Source organism: Paenibacillus sp. 1-8 (genome assembly GCF_056316205.1).
Map to the genome: position 1 here is coordinate 3,173,359 of NZ_CM149995.1, position 20,610 is coordinate 3,193,968.

At 49.2% G+C, this 20,610-nt stretch carries 24 protein-coding genes; all 24 read right to left on the minus strand.

The window, feature by feature from the left end; all coding sequences use genetic code 11:
- Positions 1-115: 115 nt before the first annotated feature.
- Positions 116-1,276 carry a SpoIVB peptidase gene (gene spoIVB, locus AC0WRU_RS14370; RefSeq protein WP_476125282.1) on the minus strand — a complete coding sequence of 387 codons (1,161 nt, stop codon included), beginning with the start codon at positions 1,274-1,276 and terminating at the stop codon, positions 116-118.
- Between the two features lie 123 nt (positions 1,277-1,399).
- On the minus strand, positions 1,400-3,118 hold the full coding sequence (gene recN / locus AC0WRU_RS14375) for a DNA repair protein RecN (protein WP_476125283.1): 1,719 nt from the start codon (positions 3,116-3,118) through the stop codon (positions 1,400-1,402).
- Positions 3,119-3,177: 59 nt separating this feature from the next.
- Positions 3,178-3,627 (minus strand): transcriptional regulator AhrC/ArgR, encoded by a 450-nt coding sequence (gene ahrC, locus AC0WRU_RS14380; RefSeq protein ID WP_476125284.1) that lies wholly within the window; start codon positions 3,625-3,627, stop codon positions 3,178-3,180.
- A 16-nt stretch (positions 3,628-3,643) separates the two neighbouring features.
- On the minus strand, positions 3,644-4,120 hold the full coding sequence (locus AC0WRU_RS14385; protein ID WP_476125285.1) for a hypothetical protein: 477 nt from the start codon (positions 4,118-4,120) through the stop codon (positions 3,644-3,646).
- A 154-nt stretch (positions 4,121-4,274) separates the two neighbouring features.
- Positions 4,275-5,126, minus strand: a complete 852-nt coding sequence (locus AC0WRU_RS14390) for a TlyA family RNA methyltransferase (protein WP_476125286.1) — start codon at positions 5,124-5,126, stop codon at positions 4,275-4,277.
- Between the two features lie 76 nt (positions 5,127-5,202).
- The gene (dxs, locus tag AC0WRU_RS14395) at positions 5,203-7,101 is read right to left on the minus strand and encodes a 1-deoxy-D-xylulose-5-phosphate synthase (protein ID WP_476125287.1); all 1,899 of its coding nucleotides are present in this window, start codon (positions 7,099-7,101) and stop codon (positions 5,203-5,205) included.
- A 107-nt stretch (positions 7,102-7,208) separates the two neighbouring features.
- Entirely contained in the window at positions 7,209-8,132 is a 924-nt protein-coding gene (locus AC0WRU_RS14400; RefSeq protein WP_476125288.1) for a polyprenyl synthetase family protein, read from the minus strand.
- Positions 8,104-8,364, minus strand: a complete 261-nt coding sequence (gene xseB / locus AC0WRU_RS14405) for an exodeoxyribonuclease VII small subunit (protein WP_007430920.1) — start codon at positions 8,362-8,364, stop codon at positions 8,104-8,106. The genes AC0WRU_RS14400 and xseB overlap by 29 nt, the downstream gene beginning before the upstream one ends.
- The gene (gene xseA / locus AC0WRU_RS14410) at positions 8,354-9,718 is read right to left on the minus strand and encodes an exodeoxyribonuclease VII large subunit (RefSeq protein WP_476125289.1); all 1,365 of its coding nucleotides are present in this window, start codon (positions 9,716-9,718) and stop codon (positions 8,354-8,356) included. The genes xseB and xseA overlap by 11 nt, the downstream gene beginning before the upstream one ends.
- Positions 9,719-9,730: 12 nt before the next feature.
- Entirely contained in the window at positions 9,731-10,588 is an 858-nt protein-coding gene (gene folD, locus AC0WRU_RS14415; RefSeq protein WP_192510874.1) for a bifunctional methylenetetrahydrofolate dehydrogenase/methenyltetrahydrofolate cyclohydrolase FolD, read from the minus strand.
- A 38-nt stretch (positions 10,589-10,626) separates the two neighbouring features.
- Positions 10,627-11,076 (minus strand): transcription antitermination factor NusB, encoded by a 450-nt coding sequence (nusB, locus tag AC0WRU_RS14420; RefSeq protein ID WP_025683328.1) that lies wholly within the window; start codon positions 11,074-11,076, stop codon positions 10,627-10,629.
- Positions 11,077-11,211: 135 nt separating this feature from the next.
- Positions 11,212-11,445, minus strand: a complete 234-nt coding sequence (locus AC0WRU_RS14425) for a DUF2273 domain-containing protein (protein WP_007430925.1) — start codon at positions 11,443-11,445, stop codon at positions 11,212-11,214.
- A 15-nt stretch (positions 11,446-11,460) separates the two neighbouring features.
- Complete coding sequence (gene amaP / locus AC0WRU_RS14430) at positions 11,461-12,000, minus strand: alkaline shock response membrane anchor protein AmaP (RefSeq protein WP_025683329.1); 540 nt, start codon at positions 11,998-12,000, stop codon at positions 11,461-11,463.
- Positions 12,001-12,073: 73 nt separating this feature from the next.
- Positions 12,074-12,487 (minus strand): Asp23/Gls24 family envelope stress response protein, encoded by a 414-nt coding sequence (locus AC0WRU_RS14435; RefSeq protein WP_007430927.1) that lies wholly within the window; start codon positions 12,485-12,487, stop codon positions 12,074-12,076.
- A gap of 125 nt (positions 12,488-12,612) precedes the next feature.
- Positions 12,613-13,956 (minus strand): acetyl-CoA carboxylase biotin carboxylase subunit, encoded by a 1,344-nt coding sequence (accC, locus tag AC0WRU_RS14440; protein WP_025683330.1) that lies wholly within the window; start codon positions 13,954-13,956, stop codon positions 12,613-12,615.
- A gap of 61 nt (positions 13,957-14,017) precedes the next feature.
- The gene (gene accB / locus AC0WRU_RS14445; protein WP_025683331.1) at positions 14,018-14,509 is read right to left on the minus strand and encodes an acetyl-CoA carboxylase biotin carboxyl carrier protein; all 492 of its coding nucleotides are present in this window, start codon (positions 14,507-14,509) and stop codon (positions 14,018-14,020) included.
- Positions 14,510-14,647: 138 nt separating this feature from the next.
- Positions 14,648-15,475: a SpoIIIAH-like family protein gene (locus AC0WRU_RS14450; RefSeq protein WP_476125290.1), complete on the minus strand. Its 828-nt coding sequence runs from the start codon at positions 15,473-15,475 to the stop codon at positions 14,648-14,650.
- A gap of 60 nt (positions 15,476-15,535) precedes the next feature.
- The gene (spoIIIAG, locus tag AC0WRU_RS14455) at positions 15,536-16,177 is read right to left on the minus strand and encodes a stage III sporulation protein AG (RefSeq protein WP_025683333.1); all 642 of its coding nucleotides are present in this window, start codon (positions 16,175-16,177) and stop codon (positions 15,536-15,538) included.
- A 16-nt stretch (positions 16,178-16,193) separates the two neighbouring features.
- Positions 16,194-16,964 carry a stage III sporulation protein AF gene (spoIIIAF, locus tag AC0WRU_RS14460; RefSeq protein WP_476125291.1) on the minus strand — a complete coding sequence of 257 codons (771 nt, stop codon included), beginning with the start codon at positions 16,962-16,964 and terminating at the stop codon, positions 16,194-16,196.
- A 38-nt stretch (positions 16,965-17,002) separates the two neighbouring features.
- Positions 17,003-18,193: a stage III sporulation protein AE gene (gene spoIIIAE, locus AC0WRU_RS14465; RefSeq protein WP_025683335.1), complete on the minus strand. Its 1,191-nt coding sequence runs from the start codon at positions 18,191-18,193 to the stop codon at positions 17,003-17,005.
- 12 nt (positions 18,194-18,205) lie between these two features.
- Positions 18,206-18,595 (minus strand): stage III sporulation protein AD, encoded by a 390-nt coding sequence (spoIIIAD, locus tag AC0WRU_RS14470; RefSeq protein ID WP_025683336.1) that lies wholly within the window; start codon positions 18,593-18,595, stop codon positions 18,206-18,208.
- Positions 18,596-18,603: 8 nt separating this feature from the next.
- A complete protein-coding gene (spoIIIAC, locus tag AC0WRU_RS14475) occupies positions 18,604-18,807 on the minus strand; it encodes a stage III sporulation protein AC (protein WP_010345636.1) in 204 nt (67 codons plus the stop codon).
- A 12-nt stretch (positions 18,808-18,819) separates the two neighbouring features.
- Entirely contained in the window at positions 18,820-19,338 is a 519-nt protein-coding gene (spoIIIAB, locus tag AC0WRU_RS14480) for a stage III sporulation protein SpoIIIAB (RefSeq protein ID WP_149093527.1), read from the minus strand.
- Positions 19,331-20,326, minus strand: a complete 996-nt coding sequence (gene spoIIIAA / locus AC0WRU_RS14485; protein ID WP_476125292.1) for a stage III sporulation protein AA — start codon at positions 20,324-20,326, stop codon at positions 19,331-19,333. The genes spoIIIAB and spoIIIAA overlap by 8 nt, the downstream gene beginning before the upstream one ends.
- Positions 20,327-20,610 lie beyond the last annotated feature (284 nt).

A 20,610-nucleotide genomic window follows, 5' to 3' on the forward strand; every position in this document is an offset into this window, starting at 1 on the left:
CCTTCTGTCGAAAATTATTTTTATTTATTTTATTTATTGTTTCCATTATAATTAATTCTTTAACTTGCTATTACGAGCTTATTCTTGTGCTTTCGACAAAAAAATCTTAAGGCCACTAGCTCGCCTTAAGATTCGAGGATGATTTGAAGCTTACGTTATTCTGCATGATTCCTGCATCGCGCAGCATCCATTCGATAAAGCAGCCGTAGCCTGATTTCGGATCGTTAACAAATACATGCGTCACAGCCCCGATGAGCTTGCCGTTCTGAATAATTGGGCTTCCGCTCATCCCTTGTACAATTCCCCCGGTCTTATCCAGCAGCTTTGGATCTACGATACGAATAACAAGTCCTTTGGTTGCCGGTTTATCCTGTTGAGAAATGTGTACGACCTCTGCCTGAAACCGCTGAATCTGCTGACCTTCCAATACAGTCAAAATTTCTGCGGGTCCTTCCTTTACTTCATTCGCAAGTGCCACAGGAATCGGCTTGGAATATAAACCATATTGCGGCTCATCTGACATCTTCCCAAAAATTCCGAAGTTCGTGTTTCGTTCAATATTACCTAACACCCGATGATCCTTGAGAAAATGTGCGCGTTTTTCCCCAGGTTCACCACTTTGACTTTTCGCAATTGACGTCACATTGGATTGTACTATTTCCCCGCTCCCCACAACAATGGGGGTCTGGGTATTCATGTCGGTGATAACGTGCCCCAAGGCCCCGTATACCCCCTGATCCGGTGCGTAAAAGGTCAAGGTGCCTACACCCGCAGCCGAGTCCCTGATATACAGTCCAAGCCGCCAAGCTTTGTCATCGCGATCATAAGCTGGTGTCAGCTTGGTGGAAATCGTCTGCTCCCCTCGGCAAAGCGTGATGTCGAGCGGCTTTTTGTTCTTGCCTGCTTCCTCTACAGCCTCCGCTACCCTTGTCAGGCTATCCAGCGGTTTGCCATTCATATGGGTGATCCGGTCACCGAGACGAATCCCGGCTGTCTCTCCAGGTGACACCTTGCGGTCCATACTTTCCTGAATGACATGATGACCAACAACAAGCACCCCTGAAGATTTTACTTTGACCCCAATCGTCTGACCCCCTGGATACACCTTCAAGTCGGGAATCACGCTATCTTGAGTCGTCTTCGCTACATGGGAACCGAATAATTCCAGAGAAGCTTGTGGAGGCAGCGCTGCATGCACAGGCTTGGCGTTACCGATACAACAAATAAGAAAAACAAGCAAAAGACCGAGCAATTTGATCCTGGAGTAAAAATTCAATGGCTGTCACGCTCCCTTTGCTTCTTTCGCTTGACGAGTAAAGGTGGTCGCCAATTGCGTACCTATAAGGTAACCTTGCCCCCAGGCTTTTATAACTGTTAATCATTACGCCAGCCGCTCTTTTCAGGCTTTCTTTCCTTCCGCCAGATTCAGCATTTCCTGTGCGTGATGCAAAGTTTTTTCGGTAATTTCCACGCCGCCCAGCATACGCGCCAATTCCTTCACACGTCCGTCCTCGTTTAACGCCTCAATTTGCGTCATTGTACGTTCGTCATGAACATTTTTTTCAATGAGATACTGATGATCCGCCATACATGCCACCTGCGGCAAATGAGTAATGGAGAACACCTGACAGACGGAAGACAAACGATACAGTTTTTCCGCAATGGATTGAGCCGCACGACCACTGACCCCAGTATCCACCTCGTCAAAAATGAGTACCGGAATTTGATCATGACGGGCAAAAATACTTTTCATCGCCAACATGATACGGGACAGCTCACCACCAGAGGCAATCTTGCCCAGTGGACGAAGCGGCTCCCCCGGATTCGGCGAAATCAGAAACTCCGCATTATCAATGCCCTGCTTGGTTGGCCGTACCCGCCGACCTTTATATTCGTATCCGCGCGGATCTTCAATCGGATCAATACGTACCTTGAGTGACGTTCTTTGCATTTGCAGATCCTTTAGCTCCTGCTCTACCTGCTCGGCCAGCTCTTCAGCACAAATTTCACGCGCTTCTGTAAGCTCTTCTGCAATTTGGAGCAAATCCGAAAGCAATTCATCCCGCTTGGCAATTAACTGCTCCAGCCGCTCATCCTTATTCTCCAGCATATCGGTTTCCTGCTCAATACGGCTATAGTATTCCAAAATCTGCTCAATACTATCACCATATTTTCGCTGTAATCCGGTAATTTGGTTTAGCCGTTGCTCCACTTCATGCAGCTTGCCCGGATTAAATTCAATATCCTCACGGTATGAGCGTAATTGGAACGCCGCATCCTCTAACTGGTAAAAAGCAGATTGAATCTGCTCCGCAATGGGCTGGAGGCTTTTGCTGTCGTAACCTTGGACATCATTCAACCTGGACAACACGTTATTAATCATGTCCAGTCCGCCTCTGCCACTTAGCAGCTCGTAGGCTCCTGATATCCCATCCATCATTTTCTCACTATGGGATAGCTTGACCCGTTCTTCTGCCAATAATTCATCCTCTCCCAATTTAAGCTCAGCAGCAGCAATTTCCTCCAATTGGAACCGGTACATGTCCAATAGCTGGTAGGCTTTTTGACTGGAGCTTTGCAGCTCCCGCACTTCTTTTTCCGCTTTGACAAAAGCATTATAACGCTCTCTGTAGAGCATTTTGACCGGACCGATGACCGAATCACCGAACGTATCCAGCAACGTCAGGTGGCGGTCTGCGCGTAGCAAACTTTGATGCTCATGCTGACCATGAATATTGACGAGCTGCTCTCCTACCTCGCGCAGCATCGTTAAATTAACCATTTGTCCGTTAATCCGCGATGAACTTTTGCCTTGTACGGTCAATTCCCGCCGAATTAATAGATGTTCTTCCGCATTCGCCTTGATCCCTTGTTCTTCTAGCGTTGCCCAGACCGGATGCTTCACAGGAAGCTCAAACAGCGCCTCCATTTCTGCTTTATCACACCCATAACGGACCAGATCAGCGGAACCTCTGCCTCCAGCAATCAGACCGAGAGCATCAATAATGATCGATTTACCCGCGCCTGTTTCCCCAGTCAATACGTGGAACCCTTTATAAAAATGAACATCGACAGCCTCTACGACTGCCAAATTTCGTATAGATAAAGTGACCAGCATCGTTCTTTCACCTCTATGATGTACGAATTCAAACGTCTAATAAGCCTGAGAAATGTTGTTCAGGAAATGTAGCCCATAAGACGATTCACAATAGCCTCACTGTTCTCTTCCGAACGGCAAATAATCAAAATGGTGTCATCGCCACTAATGGTGCCCATAATTTCAGACCATTCAATGTTGTCCAGTAATGCTGCAATCGAATTTGCCGTCCCCGGCAAGCACTTCATCACGATCAGATTAGTGGTATAGTCAATGTGCAAAAAGTTATCCACCAATGTACGTTTCAGCTTCTGCGCTGGGTTATATCGCTGATCTGAGGGCATCGAATACTTATATCTGCCATCATCCATCGGAACTTTAATAAGCAGCAGTTCCTTGATATCCCGAGATACGGTAGCTTGAGTGACCTGAAAACCAGCCTTGCGTAAAGCTTCCACCAGATCGTCCTGCGTTTCAATTTCCCGTTGTGAAATAATTTCCCTGATTTTAATATGTCGTTGACCCTTCATAAAATCCTCCTATGGATTACTCTTCATATTCCTCTTCTTCGATGTCTTCCACCAATGTAATAAGGCGGATACTTTGATCGTCCGTATCAACGTACAATACGCCCGCACAGCCCGGATAAAGCAGTAGATAAGGCAGAAGCCTGTCCCGCAAATCAGGACCATTCCACTCCATCGGTCTCTTGCGGCGTGACGTTTTGACCATATATGTTGAACCATTTCGCACAGCCACATAGTCTATAAACAAACGGCTATACACGGTATGTCCATTCACTTTAAAAGCAAGCGGTATTTTCATCTTTCCGCCCACCAGCTCATAACCCGCGTCCTCCAGCAAATCCACAGCAGGCCCTTCGTCCATCTCCTCGTTAATCGGTATCGTCTTTAACACAAGCGGTCCCGGCTCCTTTAACCAGGTGCGCAGGCCATAAAATGCCCATACCGCTAATATTACGCCGATCACAATAATGATAACCGTATCATATCGCGTATCCATGAATCGATCACCTCATGGACATATTCTAGGACAGAAGGTAAAATCCCTTTTCTCCTGTATATCTCATTATATGCGAACGTGAGTTCGTTGATCAATCCCCCACACCAAAAAGAGGTTCCCTTAAGTTCACAGAACTCTTGAGAACCCCTGAATGTTACTTACGCGACGGACCATTATTGAAGGTCTGACCTGCTTCCTGAACAGTAAGGTCAATTAACGGACGGAAATCAACATTTTCATGTTGCGGGTCTACACTAGCAGACTTATCCAAACGCCAATGCGCCAAAAATTCAATATTGCCTTCCCCACCCGTAATAGGGGAATAAGCCAATCCTTGCAGCGAAAGTCCTAGCTCATGCGAGAACGTCAGGATGGTTTGCAACACTTCTTTATGCGTTGCGGAATCACGAACAACACCCGATTTCCCCACCTTTTCACGCCCGGCTTCAAATTGCGGCTTGATCAGAGCCACAATGTCAGCAGGCTGATGCAGCAACGCAAGCAATGGAGGTAAAATAATTCGCAGCGAAATAAAAGAAACATCAATACTTGCGAAATTCGGCACAGGACCGTTCAAATCCGCAGGTGTCATATATCTGAAATTCGTTTTCTCCATTACGCATACCCGTTCGTCATTACGAAGCGACCAGTCCAGCTGATTATATCCCACGTCAATGGCATATACATACTCTGCTCCGTGCTGAAGCGCACAGTCCGTAAAACCTCCGGTGGATGAGCCGATATCCAGCATCGTCCTGCCCTTCATATCCAGCTCGAATTGACGAATAGCCTTTTCCAGCTTCAATCCTCCACGGCTTACATACGGATGCACTGCACCCTTTACTTTAAGCTCGCTGTCGCGTGGTACCTTCATACCCGCCTTCTCGATCCGTTCACTGTCGGCCAGTACCAAACCTGCCATAATGGCGGCTTTGGCTTTTTCGCGGCTTTCAAAAAAGCCTTGTTCTACAAGTAATACATCAATGCGTTCCTTCGGAACAGACATGTTAATCTCCCTTTAAGGCAGCTACGCTGCTTTCGTCATACTTTTTCATAAATAAATCGTTTTCGCTTCATTTCCCCTATACCGATTGTCCCATGCCATACGCTGGCTCGGAAGCCCATTTGCGAAGCTTCAGGCATACGGCTTCAACGGTAAGACCCACTTCGGCGCGTTGCTCCTTGATCGAGCCATGTTCCACGAACATATCGGGAATCCCCATCAGGCGCACCTGTGCATCCTGTATTTCTTCTTTGGCGTAAAATTCCAGCACGGCGCTACCCAAGCTTCCCGCTTCGGAAGCTTCTTCTAATACGATCAGCTTTGTATGCTGACGAGCCAGCTCACGCAGCATATCTTCATCCAACGGCTTGAGGAAACGGGCATTCACAACTCCCACCTGCAAACCTTCTCGTTTCATCGTGTCCGCAGCCTCTGTCGCCACTTGGAGCATTGGCCCTGAAGCGATTACAGCGAAGCCCTCACCCTTGCGTAAAGGCTCCCAACTGCCAATAGGTATAGCGTGCAATTCTTTGTCCATCGGCACACCAACCACATTAACACGCGGATAGCGGTAAGCAATCGGGCCATCGTCGTAATCAAGTGCTGTTTTCATCATATGTCGCAGCTCGTTTTCATCTTTGGGCATCATAAGCACGAGATTCGGGATATGACGCAAGAACGCTACATCAAACACACCATGGTGGGTTTCTCCATCTGCCCCGACAAAACCGGCACGGTCTATCGCAAACATCACGTTCGCATTGTGACGGCAGATGTCATGTACAATTTGGTCATAAGCACGCTGCATAAAAGTGGAGTATACCGCAAATACCGGCTTCATCCCTTCCATTGCCAAGGCGGCACACATGGTAGCTGCGTGCTGCTCGGCAATGCCGACGTCAATCATGCGTGTAGGAAATTCCTTACTGAACGGCACCAGCCCTGATCCACCAGGCATAGCAGGTGTAACCGCAATGATACGCTCATCCTGCTCAGCTAGCTCAATCAGCGTATGTCCGAAAATTTCCGTATACATCGGATTGCCCACAGCTTTGAGTACCTGACCGGATTCAATTTTGTATGGACTGATTCCGTGCCATTTATGTGAATCTGCCTCCGCAGGTTTATAACCTTTACCCTTGGTGGTTACAACATGCACCAACACGGGGCCAGTGACGTTATCCGCCTGCTGGAAGGTTTCAATCAGCTTGGACAAATCATGTCCGTCCACCGGACCAAGATACGTCAGCCCCAGTTCCTCAAACAGCACGCCTGGCACCATCATATATTTAAGACTGTCCTTGACACGGCCAGCCGATTTAGCAAGTTTACCACCGATAGCAGGTATTTTTTTCAGCAAAACTTCCAGCTCATCCTTAGCCCGCAAATAATGACGGTCCGAGCGGATTTTGCTCAAATAATTATGCATTGCCCCTACGTTCGGCGCTATGGACATTTCATTGTCATTCAGAATGACCATCAAGTTTTTACGTTCATGTCCAATATGGTTCAACGCTTCGAAGGCCATGCCTCCAGTCAACGCTCCATCCCCGATCATGGCAATGACTTTATTGTCCTCACCCTTCAAATCACGAGCCAAAGCCATTCCCATCGCGGCCGACAGAGAAGTGCTACTATGTCCAGCTTCCCAAACATCATGCTCGCTCTCGCTTCTTTTTACAAAACCGCAAAGTCCATCACGTTGGCGGAGGGTATCAAAACGATCCATTCGCCCTGTCAATATTTTGTGCACGTAGGCCTGATGCCCAACGTCATAAATCATTTTGTCCTTCGGACTGTTATAGCAGTAATGCAGGGCGATTGTGAGCTCAACCACTCCCAGATTCGATGCCAGATGCCCCCCAGTCACGGACAGCTTCTCAATCAAAAAGCTCCTGATTTCCTCGGCTAGAGAATCTAACTCCTTAACCGACAGTGATTTCAGATCGCCTGGTTGCTTTATGTGTGGAAGCAGCACGCATATCTCCCCGCTTTCCTTCAAGTTTGTGTGTAAAGTTAACAAGTATTATATCACACTTTTTCGTCATGCTTAAACGCAGACAAGTCAAAACAGACCTACCCCAGCTAATGATCTCGCTTCATCAGGTAATCGGCAATCTCCAGCAAACGCGAAGAATCAGGTATACCGCCCTCAATTAACGCATTTTTAGCTGAAGCCGTGAGTTCCTCCACCTGTCGCAAGGAAGCCTCCATACCGATAAAATACGGATACGTAACCTTCTCCTGTTCAACATCGCTTTGCGTTTTTTTACCCAGCTTGCTCTCATCGCCCACCAGATCCAGGATATCATCCTGAATTTGAAATGCCAGTCCCAGATCGCGGCCAAAACGGCGAAGCGCCTCTAATTGACCCTTATCCGCTCCCCCGATCCGTCCACCAGCCAGCAAAGAGAAAATAATCAAATCAGCGGTTTTGTGGAGATGGATATACTCCAGTTCCTCAATTCCCGTCATCCCTTGTTGGCCGGACATATCCGCGACCTGACCGCCCACCATGCCCCGCGCTCCGCTCATCTCGGATAATTCCTCCACGATGGACAGCAGCGCATCGGATGAAATTCCGTGACGACGACCCGCCTGTACGACACTGTAAAAAGCGTGGGTCAGCAATGCATCCCCTGCAAGTACAGCAACCGCCTCACCGTATACCTTATGATTCGTCAGTTTGCCCCGGCGATAATCATCATCATCCATGGCTGGTAAGTCGTCGTGAATCAGGGAGTACGTATGTACCATTTCTACCGCACATGCTACGGTTAACGCTGCCTCCCGGCTTCCGCCGAATGCTTCGGCAGCTGCGATCACAAGCAGAGGCCGCAGGCGTTTTCCACCTGCGGTGAGTGAATAATTCATGGATTCACGAAGAACGGCGGGAATGCTCCAATGAGCTGGGAATTGGTCGGTCAATACAGACGAAATCTCGTCCACCGTCCCGGTCAAATATTCCTTGAACGATGGTCTATTCAACGCCTTCACCACCATTTTCATCCAATCCGCCGCCGAAAGGCTTCTTGCGCAAATCTCCGTCCTCTTCCACAATCATTTCAATTTTACGTTCAACTTGCTCCAGCTTCTGACTGCAAAGCTGAGACAGCTTCATACCACGCTGGAACAAATCAATGGCTTGTTCCAGAGGAACGTCTCCATGCTCCAGTTGTCCGACAATTTCTTCAAGAGCAGCCATAGCCGCTTCAAAATTCAATTCCGTTTCATTCGCCACCGTGCTTCGCGTCCTCCTTCATTCCCCATACTTGGCAGTCCAACTGCCCGTCACTCACTTTAATCTTGATGGAATCCCCCGGCTGTACGTCTTTTAGCGACTTGATCAGCCGTTTCTCCTGCTCATCATACACAAGGCTATAGCCTCGCGACATGACCTTGAGCGGGCTAAGCGCATCCAACTGACGAATACCCGCGTGTAGCTGCTGCCGTCCCGTCTTGGTAATAGCACGCATTGCAGACTCCAACTGACGCTGTGCCGCATCTGTCTGCTTGCGGGCCGACCGGATTTGTTCGCGCGGGTTAAACCGCTCCAGCACCTGACGCATACGCGCATTCTTCTCCGCGTTCAGGCGCGAACGGTTGCTTGCTGCCCGAATGAGCCGCTGATGCAACATATCCATCCGCTCCGCATGCTGTAGCATATAGCGGCGCGGGTGCAGCAGCACCGGTGAGCGCCGAAGCCGGGTCAACCGTTCACGGCTGGTTTCCAGCCGCTGTCGGAGGGCGTTGCGCAACCGTTGCTCCCGCTGGAGAAGCTGATCCCGTAGCTCTCCCTGATGAGGCACAGCCAGCTCAGCCGCTGCGGTCGGCGTTGCCGCACGCAGGTCGGCCACAAAATCGGCAATGGTAAAATCCGTTTCATGTCCAACCGCCGAAATAACAGGAATGACCGATGCGTAAATGGCGCGCGCAACCGCTTCCTCATTAAACGCCCACAGTTCTTCCAACGAGCCACCACCCCGTCCGACGATCAACACCTGAACCTCCTGCATACGATTCATGGCTTCAATTGCCTTGACGATCGAGGGAGAGGCACCTTTTCCTTGCACAAGCACAGGATACAGCACAATTCCAGCCTGCGGGTATCGCCGTTGAAGCGTAGTGATAATATCACGCACAGCCGCTCCAGTCGGTGACGTAATCACACCAATCGTTGCCGGATGAGCAGGCAGATTACGCTTGCGAGCAGTATCAAATAGCCCCTCTGCATCCAGCTTTTGCTTGAGCTGTTCATAAGCGAGGTAGAGGCTTCCTATACCGTCAGGCTGCATTTGAGTCGCATAAAATTGATATTGTCCATCCCGTTCGTACACGGATACGTTTCCCCGGGCAATAACACGCGTACCTTCTTTTGGTACGAAGGGGAGCCGCTGATTATGGGTCGCAAACATAATCGAACGAATGCGGCTGCCCTCATCCTTGAGCGTAAAGTACATGTGACCGCTCGAATGATGCGTAAAGTTAGAAATTTCTCCGCGTATCCATACGTCGGACAGTACCTGATCCGATTCCAGTTTCATCCGGATATAGCGATTCAGGTCCTTAATAGAGAAAATACGCTGTTCAGCCACAGGCAACCGCCCTTATGCCAAACCGTGCGACCGCTTGGCCGCTACGAGCGTATTCTGCATGAGCATAGTAATCGTCATCGGACCTACACCGCCGGGAACAGGCGTAATCGGACCAGAAACTTGCTTCACGCTCTCAAAATCAACGTCACCCGCCAGTTTTCCGCTCTCCAGACGATTCATGCCTACATCAATAACCACCGCTCCGGGTTTCACGAACGAAGCATCAATAAAGTTGGCTTTGCCAATGGCAACAACTAAAATATCCGCTTGCCGACTCAGCTCGGCTATATTGGCCGTACGAGAGTGACACATGGTCACCGTAGCATTTTCGCGCTGCAATAACAGCGATACCGGCTTGCCCACGATATTACTGCGACCAATGACCACCGCATGCTTGCCTGCAATTTCTACCCCGGCACGCTTGATCAGCTCAATGACTCCAGCAGGAGTACAAGGCAGGAGGCTATCATCACCGATAACCAGATTCCCCACGTTCACAGGATGGAATCCATCTACATCCTTCTCGACTGCAATAGCGTCAATGACTGCTTTTTCATGAATGTGCTTTGGCAACGGAAGCTGTACCAGAATCCCGTGAATATTACTTTGGTGATTCAGCTTGTCCACCAGTTCCAGCAACGCTTCCTGCGAAGTATCTGCTGCCAACCGATGTACCTCGGAATAATAACCGAGATCATGACATGCCTTTTCCTTGTTTCTAACATACACCTGAGAAGCAGGATCTTCACCTACCAGTACGACAGCCAGTCCAGGCTGAAAGTTGTGCTCCTTCAGACGGACGACCTCCTGCTGAATGCCTGCGCGAATATCCTTAGAGATTTGTTTGCCATCAATGATCGGTGCTGACATGTTCAACCACTCCCCAACCTGAGTAAAATAATCTCAACTTAAAACCTTGCTTTCAGTTGCTCCAGCTCTTGTATAATCCGTCCCAGAACACCGTTGACAAATTTACCTGACTCCTCGGTGCCAAAATGCTTGGACAATTCAATCGCTTCATTGACTGCGACTTTAGCCGGCACATCCTCACGGAAAATCATTTCATATGCCGCCAGTCTCAAAATTTGGCGATCCACGCGTGAAAGTCTGCTGATCTGCCAGCCTTTAAGATAATCCACCAGAAGTTTGTCAATCGCTTCCTTGTGTTCCCAGGTACCCCGCACATGCTCCAATACGTAAGCCCTTAACACTGCTGCATTTTTGATGACGACTTCCGCTTCGTTATCCTCTGCCGCTTCCTGGAGCAACATATCTACTGCCGCTGCTGCATCCACTTCATTCATTTCCATATGGTACATGCTTTGTACCGCTATTTCCCTTGCTAGACGTCTTTTCATGCCCTGCCTCCTACGCTTGCCTGTATCTATTTTTTCATTTTAACCAATTCCACAAAAAAACCTGTGAACGCATCCTCCAAAACGTTGGGCGCAAAGAAGCTACAGCTCTATTTTGGAGAAAGCGTATCACAGGGTTCATTTAAAAGGACGCCAACGCTGCGACAGCCAGTCGCTCCATTCCTTCCAAGGGAGGAGGGAACCTAGCGCTGAGTCACTACGTCTTCCTAGCGTATATCCGATGAACACCATCAATGCAAAGAACAACATATTCCAAAAGCCTGCCCACAAATAAATAAACCCGAAAAAAATGCCGGCCGTAATTCCCGTGATCCGGCCCTTGTAACTTCCCCATATTTCTTTCCAGGGCATCAGGGAAAATCACCTCTATTCCACACGACTCTTAAAGCTTGGTGACTGAGAAACATTGGCGATGTACACAGACACATTGGACACAGGAATTCCCGTAATTTCTTCCACATGGTCGTGTACCCCCTTTTGTACCTCGGAGGTTAACACCGGAATGGAGCTTTCCCCGTCTACAACCGCCCGAATCGTAATATCAAGTCCCGATTCCAGCACGCGAATACGTGCTTTAAGGTCCTGTATCCCACGAAATCTGGAGGCCGCTTTGAGACACAGATTTTCGATGGTATCCACTGAAATCTGAATGTCACCGTACTCCGTTCGTTGATCTATAGAATGCTGTACCGTTTGGTTCCTGCGAATGGAGATATAGAAAACCCGGAGACTCAAAAGCAGCAGCACTCCTGCAATAATCAGGCTGGTAAACCACACAATCCGCTCATCCTGAATGCTTAAGGCATACGGAATGGCCCCGCTCAGGAGGAGGATGGCGAGAATGGAAATAATTCCGATACTTAAGCTGTACAAGAACAGCAGAAGTCTGTCCATAACTTTAGCCACGAAACGCACAGCCTCCTTAAATTAGAGTAAACCCTCGACCCTTAAGGGTCGGGGGTTTGTACAAAGTATCGCTCTATTTAACCCGTCCGGCGCCCAGAACTTCCGGCTCTTCTACTTTTTCGGCACTTTTGAATTGAACATCATGAATTTGCACGTTCACTTCAACAACATTAAGACCTGTCATAGTTTCAATAGAACGCTTAACATTGTGCTGAATAGCAGCAGCCACCTCAGGCAGACGGTTACCGTACTCGATAATGACGGAGACATCTACAGCTGCTTCACGCTGTCCGACTTCCACTTTTACACCTTTGGATAAATTTTTGCGGCCCAGCAGTTCGGCAAACCCGCCTGCAAATCCGCCACTCATTCCCGCTACGCCCGGCACCTCAACGGTTGCCAGTCCGGCAATGACTTCAATAACCTCCGGGGCAATCTGAATCTCCCCAATTTCTGTACGCTCGAATTCGGTTGGCACTGTGCTCATACCTTCAACACCTTTCGGTCAAAATAAGTTTCACTTCAGCTTTGGATTTCAAAGCAGACATGCTCACTTATTATCCATACTATATCATTTGGCGTTCATTATGACAAACTGAGGAAATATACCGATTAAACTTCGTTTTCCTCCAAAAATTTAATATCAAAATCGCCCTTGACGAAGGTCGGATGCTCCAACAAACGTTGATGAAAAGAAATCGTTGTTGGTATGCCTTCAATAGCAAACTCGGACAGAGCCCGCTTCATTTTGGCAATCGCTTCCTGACGTGTAGGCGCCCACACAATCAATTTGGCAATCATGGAGTCATAATAAGGAGGAATGCTGTAACCCGGATAAGCTGCGCTGTCTACGCGTACCCCAGGACCGCCTGGAGGCAGATAAAATCCGATTTTACCCGGTGCAGGCATAAAATTGCGATCAGGGTCCTCGGCGTTAATACGGCACTCCATCGCCCATCCACTGATGGTGACTTCTTCCTGTGTAAAGGAAAGCGGATGCCCTTCAGCGACCAAAATCATTTCCTTAATCAAATCCACACCGGTAATCATCTCCGTTACGGGATGTTCTACCTGAATACGTGTGTTCATTTCCATAAAATAAAATTGATTGTCCGGTCCGAGCAAAAATTCCAGCGTTCCCGCACCGGAGTATTGTACAGCCAAAGCCGCACGAACGGCTGCCTGACCCATTTCTTCACGCACATCCTGCGAAAGTACAGGACACGGAGCTTCCTCCAGCAGCTTCTGACGACGGCGCTGCACAGAGCAGTCCCGTTCGCCCAGATGCGCAACATTGCCGTGCTTGTCCGCTATGATCTGAATCTCCACGTGCTTCATACCGGTCAAATATTTTTCCAGATATACACCCGCGTTGCCAAAAGCTTTTTGCGCTTCCTGCTGGGCGGTAGTGATTTGTTGAATAAGATTATCTTCATCCTCAGCGATACGGATACCTTTACCACCGCCACCTGCTGTGGCCTTGATAATCACGGGATAGCCAATATCGCGAGCAATGGTAATGGCATCCTGCAAATCCTCCACCAGCCCGTCCGAACCCGGAATGACCGGAACCCCGGCATCCTTCATCGTCTGCTTGGCGACAGCCTTATCCCCCATTTTGTTAATCGCTTCTGGAGAAGGACCAATAAACGTAATATTGCAAGATTCGCAAATTTCAGCGAAGTCGGCGTTTTCAGCCAAAAATCCATAACCTGGATGAATCGCATCACATTCAGTCAATGTCGCAACGCTCATCAGGTTCGTAAAATTCAGGTAGCTGTCCTTGGACAGCTTCGGTCCGATACAGTAAGCCTCATCTGCGAGACGCACATGTAACGAGTCCTTGTCGGCTTCCGAATATACGGCAACCGTTGAAATATTCATTTCGCGGCAAGCGCGAATGATACGAACCGCAATTTCTCCACGATTCGCAATCAATACTTTTTGAAATGTCATGACTTTATCCTCCCTGGGAGCAGTCTGGCTGAACCCTCAAAAAAGGGTACAAGCAAGCGTCTTACTCCGGTTTCACAAGGAACAATGGCTGGCCATACTCGACCAACTGTCCGTTTTCGGCCAAAATTTCCACAATTTCGCCCTTCACTTCAGCTTCCAGCTCGTTCATCAGCTTCATCGCTTCGATAATACACACCGTTGTTTTCTCGCCCACTTTGCTGCCGATACTCACATACGGAGCCGTATCTGGGGATGAAGAGCTATAGAAAGTGCCTACCATCGGAGATACGATTTTATGTAGATTGCTTCCATATTCCTTGGTTTCCCCAACAGATGTATGTCCTGCATCAGACTGTGCTTGTGGATTCGGAATAGCAGCCTGTGGTGCCACTGCATAAGCAGGTGCTGCCATAGGAGCCTGTACCGTAACAATCTCGCTTTTGCCCGGTTTACGGATCAACAGGCGAGTTCCTTCATTTTCAATTTCAAGCTCATGTACAGACGTTTCATCCACCAGCTTGATCAATTCCTTAATCTCGCTTAATTTGAACATCTCTATTAATCACTCCTTCAGCATTTTGCCGGTTGCTGATAACATTGTTGAAACAGCTTTATGTATTATATCACAATCATTAAAAATAGAAAGAGCCCGGAAATGTGCAGAAATCCGGGCTTTTTCTCGATTTTTGTCTTATTGTGTAACATACTGGACGCTGATCTTGTCCTGTGTTACATTCAATTCTTTCATGACTTTATCGACGATTGTTACCGCTTGTTTAGCATCCAGTTTTTCACTCAGAACCACTACCTTGTATTTATCGGCATCTTCCTCGCGGACCACCGCATTGGCGAACTGCTGCTGAAGCTCTTCCTCAATTCCGGTGATTTTCGCCTGTTTGTCTTCCAGCACATGCAATTCTTTTTGTGCTTCCGCGGCTTTCTTGGCAGTGCTATCGTTCATTGCAGTCGTCAGCTCGTCATTTTTCTTTTGATTTGCCACATCCCGCTCCAGTAAGTAGTTGTCGATAACGGCAGCGGCTGTAGGCTTCGCGGCTTGTTCCGTTGCCACCTGATCGAGCACCTGCTGGTCCGTTTTCGCGGTGGATGCTGTTTTATCGTCACTTTTTGACGTCGTATCCGGCGCGGTAGCAGTAGTATTTTGATCCGATTTAGCAGACTCTGTAGCCGGGGCAGCGGCCGTATCTTTATTTTCGCCTGTAGTAGATTCGGTAGCAGGATCAGTTGCGGCAGCCGTGTCCGTCTTCTCAGAAGAGGCAGTACCCTCTCCGGTTACTTCTCCATTGGTCACCACTTCATTCACTTTCAGCTCGTTCAGTTGCTCTTCTGCCTTGCCTGCCGCTTCCTGGGCGGTATCCTGCTTAACCTTGCTCACTTGCTCACTGTCCGCCACAGGCGGGTTAGCCGGGCTGGAGTCCTCCGTAAACAGATAGTACGCAGACAGCACGACCATTAAACTCAGCATGGACACCAACCAAACGGTTTGTCTTTTGTTATTCATGTTCCGTCCTCCAATATCATTAAATTAGGTTTTTCATTTATCTCTGTTTATGATTTCAATCTATCCCTGCTTGCGCGGAACGACTGAAATTTTATAGGAAGGCACATTGAGCCCCTTCTGTACGGCATCCACAATCAGCTGCTTCACGGTGGGATTTTCTGCTCCCATGGCCACAACGAGCACTCCCCTCACCTGAGGCTTTACTTTTTTGGTAACAATCGGGGTGTGCTGACCTCCTGACGATTCATAGGTGACAATCTCTCCATCGCGTGTATATTGAGTGGTATGTCGCTGACCGCCATTGGCATCCGTCTCGTTATTTTCTTCCTGCATATCCTTCACATTACGCTGTACGATGACTTCCTCGGTGGAGTCTACCGTAACCATGACATCGACTGTCCCTACACCAACAATCTGTTCCAGCATCTGCTTCATATTATCTTCGAATACCTTCTCAATTCCGGCAAAGGAATTTTCCTCACCCGCCGTTGTCTGAAGGGCGGGTTCATTTTTCATCACGCCAGGCGGCTCCCGCCCCACGTTTTCCGGGTCCACCTTTTTCACATTAACGAACGAATTAAAAAGCATGATCGCGACCCCGATAAGACCGAGAATAAGCAGCCAGCGAAATGAATTGAACCTTTTGGGTCCGTCTGCCCCGCCGCCCATCCATTGCTCCAGCTTTTTCATCCATTTGCCCATTTCTGCTCACCTCCTGTTACCATTCATGTGTACCGTCCTGCGAAGAAAGCACCTGAACATTTTTGCTGTCGATTCCCCATCTTTCGTGCAGTAGCTCCGTAATTAGACCGAAGGTTTGCGTGTCCGCTATCTTTTCACCATCAAAGGTTTCCGCACTGCTATTGGCCCTCTCCGCCGCTCCCTTCTCTTGATCCGATGTTTTTGCAGGGATTGGCTCTACGTGGATATTTACTGCTTTTTCAGCTACAGGCTCTACCATAATCGGCTTGGAGTCCGCACCTGGCGGATGATTCGTGCTTTTCTCCTCACGTCCAGCCTGCTGCTTCGCCAGCTTAACCACTACAGATTGAATTCCCGTTCCAGCCTCCAGATTCGACGATTCCTGCTTCATCTGAGCAAGCGTAACCTGAACCGATTGAATCGCTAACCCGGTATTTTGCTCCAACTGTCCCTTGATTTCCTTGGCGACCTCTTGACCAGCCCACTGCATGGAACTTTGCTCCTGCTGCTGCTTCAACTTGTTGCCTTTTGCCAAAATTTCCTCCAATGTCGGTTCGCTCTTACCTGTCTCTGCTTGGCGCTGAAGATCAAACGCGCGTCCCAGAAGCTCGGAAGGACTGGTACTCAGCAAACGCACGACCGGAGAGAGTAGCGTAAGTAGAATAAGCAGGCTGAGTACGAGCTTGACATACCTTTCCATGGAACGGCTTGGCAAGATCATATCGATAAAAGAAGCCAGCAGTACAATCAGCACCAGTTCCTTAAGCCAGCCTCCCAGCCAGGTCACGTTACTCCCCTCCCCCCGTTTGATTGTCGATCATTCACTCACCTCATCATGACCGTCATATTGCCTGCCGCGAGCATGATCGTAATCGCAAGGAAGGACATTAACCCCACTGCCGCCAGCGCTGCGAAGACATAAATCATGCTTTTACCGATTGCATCCAGGCATTCCACAATAGGCGTATCTCCCAAAGGCTGCATAATCGCTGCTGTGACTTTATAGATCAGGGCTAGCGTCAGAATCTTGAGGGCAGGAAAAGCGCAGAGGAACAGAATAATAATGACTCCCACCAGCCCAATGGCATTTTTCACAAGCAACGAAGCCGAAATAACCGTATCTGTCGCATCTGCCAGCGCCTTGCCCACCACCGGAACAAAGCTGCCTGTAACATACTTGGCCGTTCGAATGGTTAATCCGTCAGTAACAGACGACGTCAAGCCCTGTACCGAAATAACACCCAGAAAAATGGTCAGCAGGACCCCCAGCACCCCCACTCCGACGTTGCGCAGCAGATCGGCTAATTGGGTCAGCTTGTATTTGCCTGTCAATGAGTTGACCAGATACAACACCGCCGAGAAGAACAGCAGCGGGAACACCAGCGTATGAATGACCGTCCCGACCGTATTGATCATAAATACAATTAATGGGTGGGTGACCGAAACCGTTACGACGTTGCCCATCGAGGCCAACATGGTAAACAGCAGGGGCAGCATCGCCATCATAAAGTGAATCATGCTGTCAATGGCTTCCTTTGCATAACCAATCGCCACACTAAAGCTGTTAATCGCCAGGATGATAATGACCATATACACAATCGCGTAGGCGACTTTGCTGACCTGATTACTTTCAAAAGCACTTTGCAGTGTTTCCAGCACCATACTCATAATGCTGAGCATGACAATGGTGACGAGCAGCTTGGCATTGACCCGGATTTCGTGGATGAAAAAGTCGGCTATGGCGCTCAATACACCCTTAATGCTGAACCCTTCACCGCCCGGAAGCAGCATGTCCATGAAGGAAGGCGTTTTCTGATCAGGGAAAAATCCGCCGTATTGCTGCATCAGCCCGTCCCAATAATGCTCTACCTCATCTTTGGGCATCTGCTCCGCCTGTTGTCTGATCCATTCATTCGTAGGTGTATCTGCAAAGATAACCGCAGCCGAGGCACACCAGAGGCATAGTAGCAAAATGACCACCACTTTGAGATTCGGCATGCCCTCCAGCCTTTTCATGGCATCACCCCCTCAGGCGGGCATCAGCTTCAGAATCGTGTCAATAATTATGCTGATAATCGGGATTGCCAGCACCATGATGAGCACCTTTCCTGTAAGCTCAATTTTGGAGGCAATTCCGTCTTGTCCCGCATCCCGAACCACCTGCGCTCCAAATTCGGCAATATAAGCGATACCGATAATTTTCAGAACGGTTTTAAAATAAATCATATCCATGCCCGATGACCTTGCCAGACGCTCCAGCACAGCAACCACGGACCCAATCTTGCCAATCAACAGTAAAAAAATGACGATTCCCGCGGCTGTCGCAATTAGAAAGGCAAACATCGGCTTCTGTTCCTTAATGACCAAAATAAGAACTGTGGCAATCAGGGCGAAGCCGACCACCTGAATGATTTCCATGTGTCCACCTACTGAAAAAGAAAGATAGATTTGATCTCTTGCAGAAGGTTATCCAGCATTCGTACCACCATGAACAGCACTACAACAAAGCCGATAACCGTCACCCAGTGGGCCATGTCTTCTTTGCCCATTTGCTTGAGTACGGTATGAATCATGGCGATAATAATGCCAATTCCGGCAATCTGAAAAATAGCGTTCACTTCTAAATTCATTCGAGCACCCCGCTAATAGATCAAAATGACGATCAATGCTCCGATCAGCAGTCCCAGGCTTCTGCTCATGCGCTCGTATCTCACCTGATCCGCCTGCGCCTGTGCTTCCTCATGAGTTAGCTGCTGGATGGTTAGCGCAATGTGCTTGATCTGGTCTTCACGGTCGCTGGTTCCGAGACTGTAAGCAAGCTGCCGCATCGCTTCCTTCTCGGCCTGCTGCATGCTGGAGCGGCTCCACGAGGCCTCAATCGCTTTATGCAGGCTTTCTCTGGCGGTCAGCCCAAAGGAGGGGTGCATCCAGTGTGAGGCTTGCTGGAATAAGGTTCGCAGCGGCTCCCGCAACGGCTCTCCCGTCTTGGCAAAGGCATCCGGCAGCGGGGACACCCCATAGGAAACCTCAGTGGTTAGCCTTTGCAGCGCGAGAATCAGCTCCCTGATCTGCCGCGGCCTCAGTGCAAACTGCCTTGCCCGCTGCCAGCCAGCCAGCGTAGCGGCGAGTATAACCAAAGCGGCTCCCAGCAGCTTAAGCATAGGAAATACCTCCTTGCTGCCCTTCTCCGGGCAGCGTCAGCCTACGCTGCTTGGCATCTGCCAGCCGGAAGGAGACGCCCCGGCTCGTCCGCTCCAGCATGACGTAAAGCTGAAACAGCTCCTGTCCTGTCGTCAATCCGGCAAAAGCAGGCCGGGTCGCCATTTCAGCTACATCGCGCCCATGTGCGGAAGCAATGACTGCGATCCCCGCATGGAGCGCTTCACGCACCGCCTCGGCATCCTCTGGTCGTCCGATTTCATCGACGATCAGCACATCTGGCGACATGGAACGAATCATCATCATCATGCCTTCTGCTTTCGGACATCCATCCAATACGTCGGTTCGAGGTCCGACGTCAAAACCGGGGATGCCCTTGTGACTGCCGGCAATTTCCGAGCGTTCGTCTATGATGCCTACCTTGAGTCCGCTTCGTCGTCCCCCGTTGCTTTCCAGCCCACCGTAGCTTAGTTGCCGGGCCAAGTCCCTAAGCAGTGTTGTTTTGCCATGCTGAGGTGGGGACAAGATGAGGGTGTGAAGGATTTTACCGGACTTCCGATCCGCTACATAGGGCAATATGCGATCCGCTATACCGGGAATTGCCCGGGCAATTCTTACATTAAAGCTGCTAATATCCCTCAAATGCTCCACTCGCCCCCGGCTAAGGACAGTTCTTCCTGCCAACCCGATCCGGTGCCCCCCAGGAATGGTAATAAACCCTTTGCGAAGCTCCTCCTCCATGGTGTACAGGGAATGATTGCTGATAAAATCCAGCAAACGGTGGGCATCCTCCCGGTCCGGCTTATAGGCTTCCATATGGTTCAAAGTCAGCCGACCGGCGGACGTTACAAAATGATGTTCACCATTCGTATTAACTTCCAGCGGCCTTCCTTCCCGGACCCGAATTTCTTCCAGTTGCTTGAATACCGTTTCCGGAAGCTTTCCGAGTATACCGTGCAACGGTTCGGGAAATAACTCCAGCCATTCCATACCGATGCCGCCCCCTCCACAGTTGTCCTTTTTCTTTAAGACAAGTCTATGGCCGACTCTCGCTTTTTATGCCGAAAATATATTGAAAACCTAGTCGTTAATTTCAAAGCTCCTATCGGCTTTCTGCAAACATATTCCCCGCCCTCTAAAGCCCCTTCCGGGAACTGCATAAATCAAAAAAGGCACCCCGAAGCCTTGACCGCTAAGGGATACCCTGGAACAAAAACAATAGATTTACACTAAAAAAGAGGCTGCCATTCAGCCTGACACTCGCTGAAAAGACA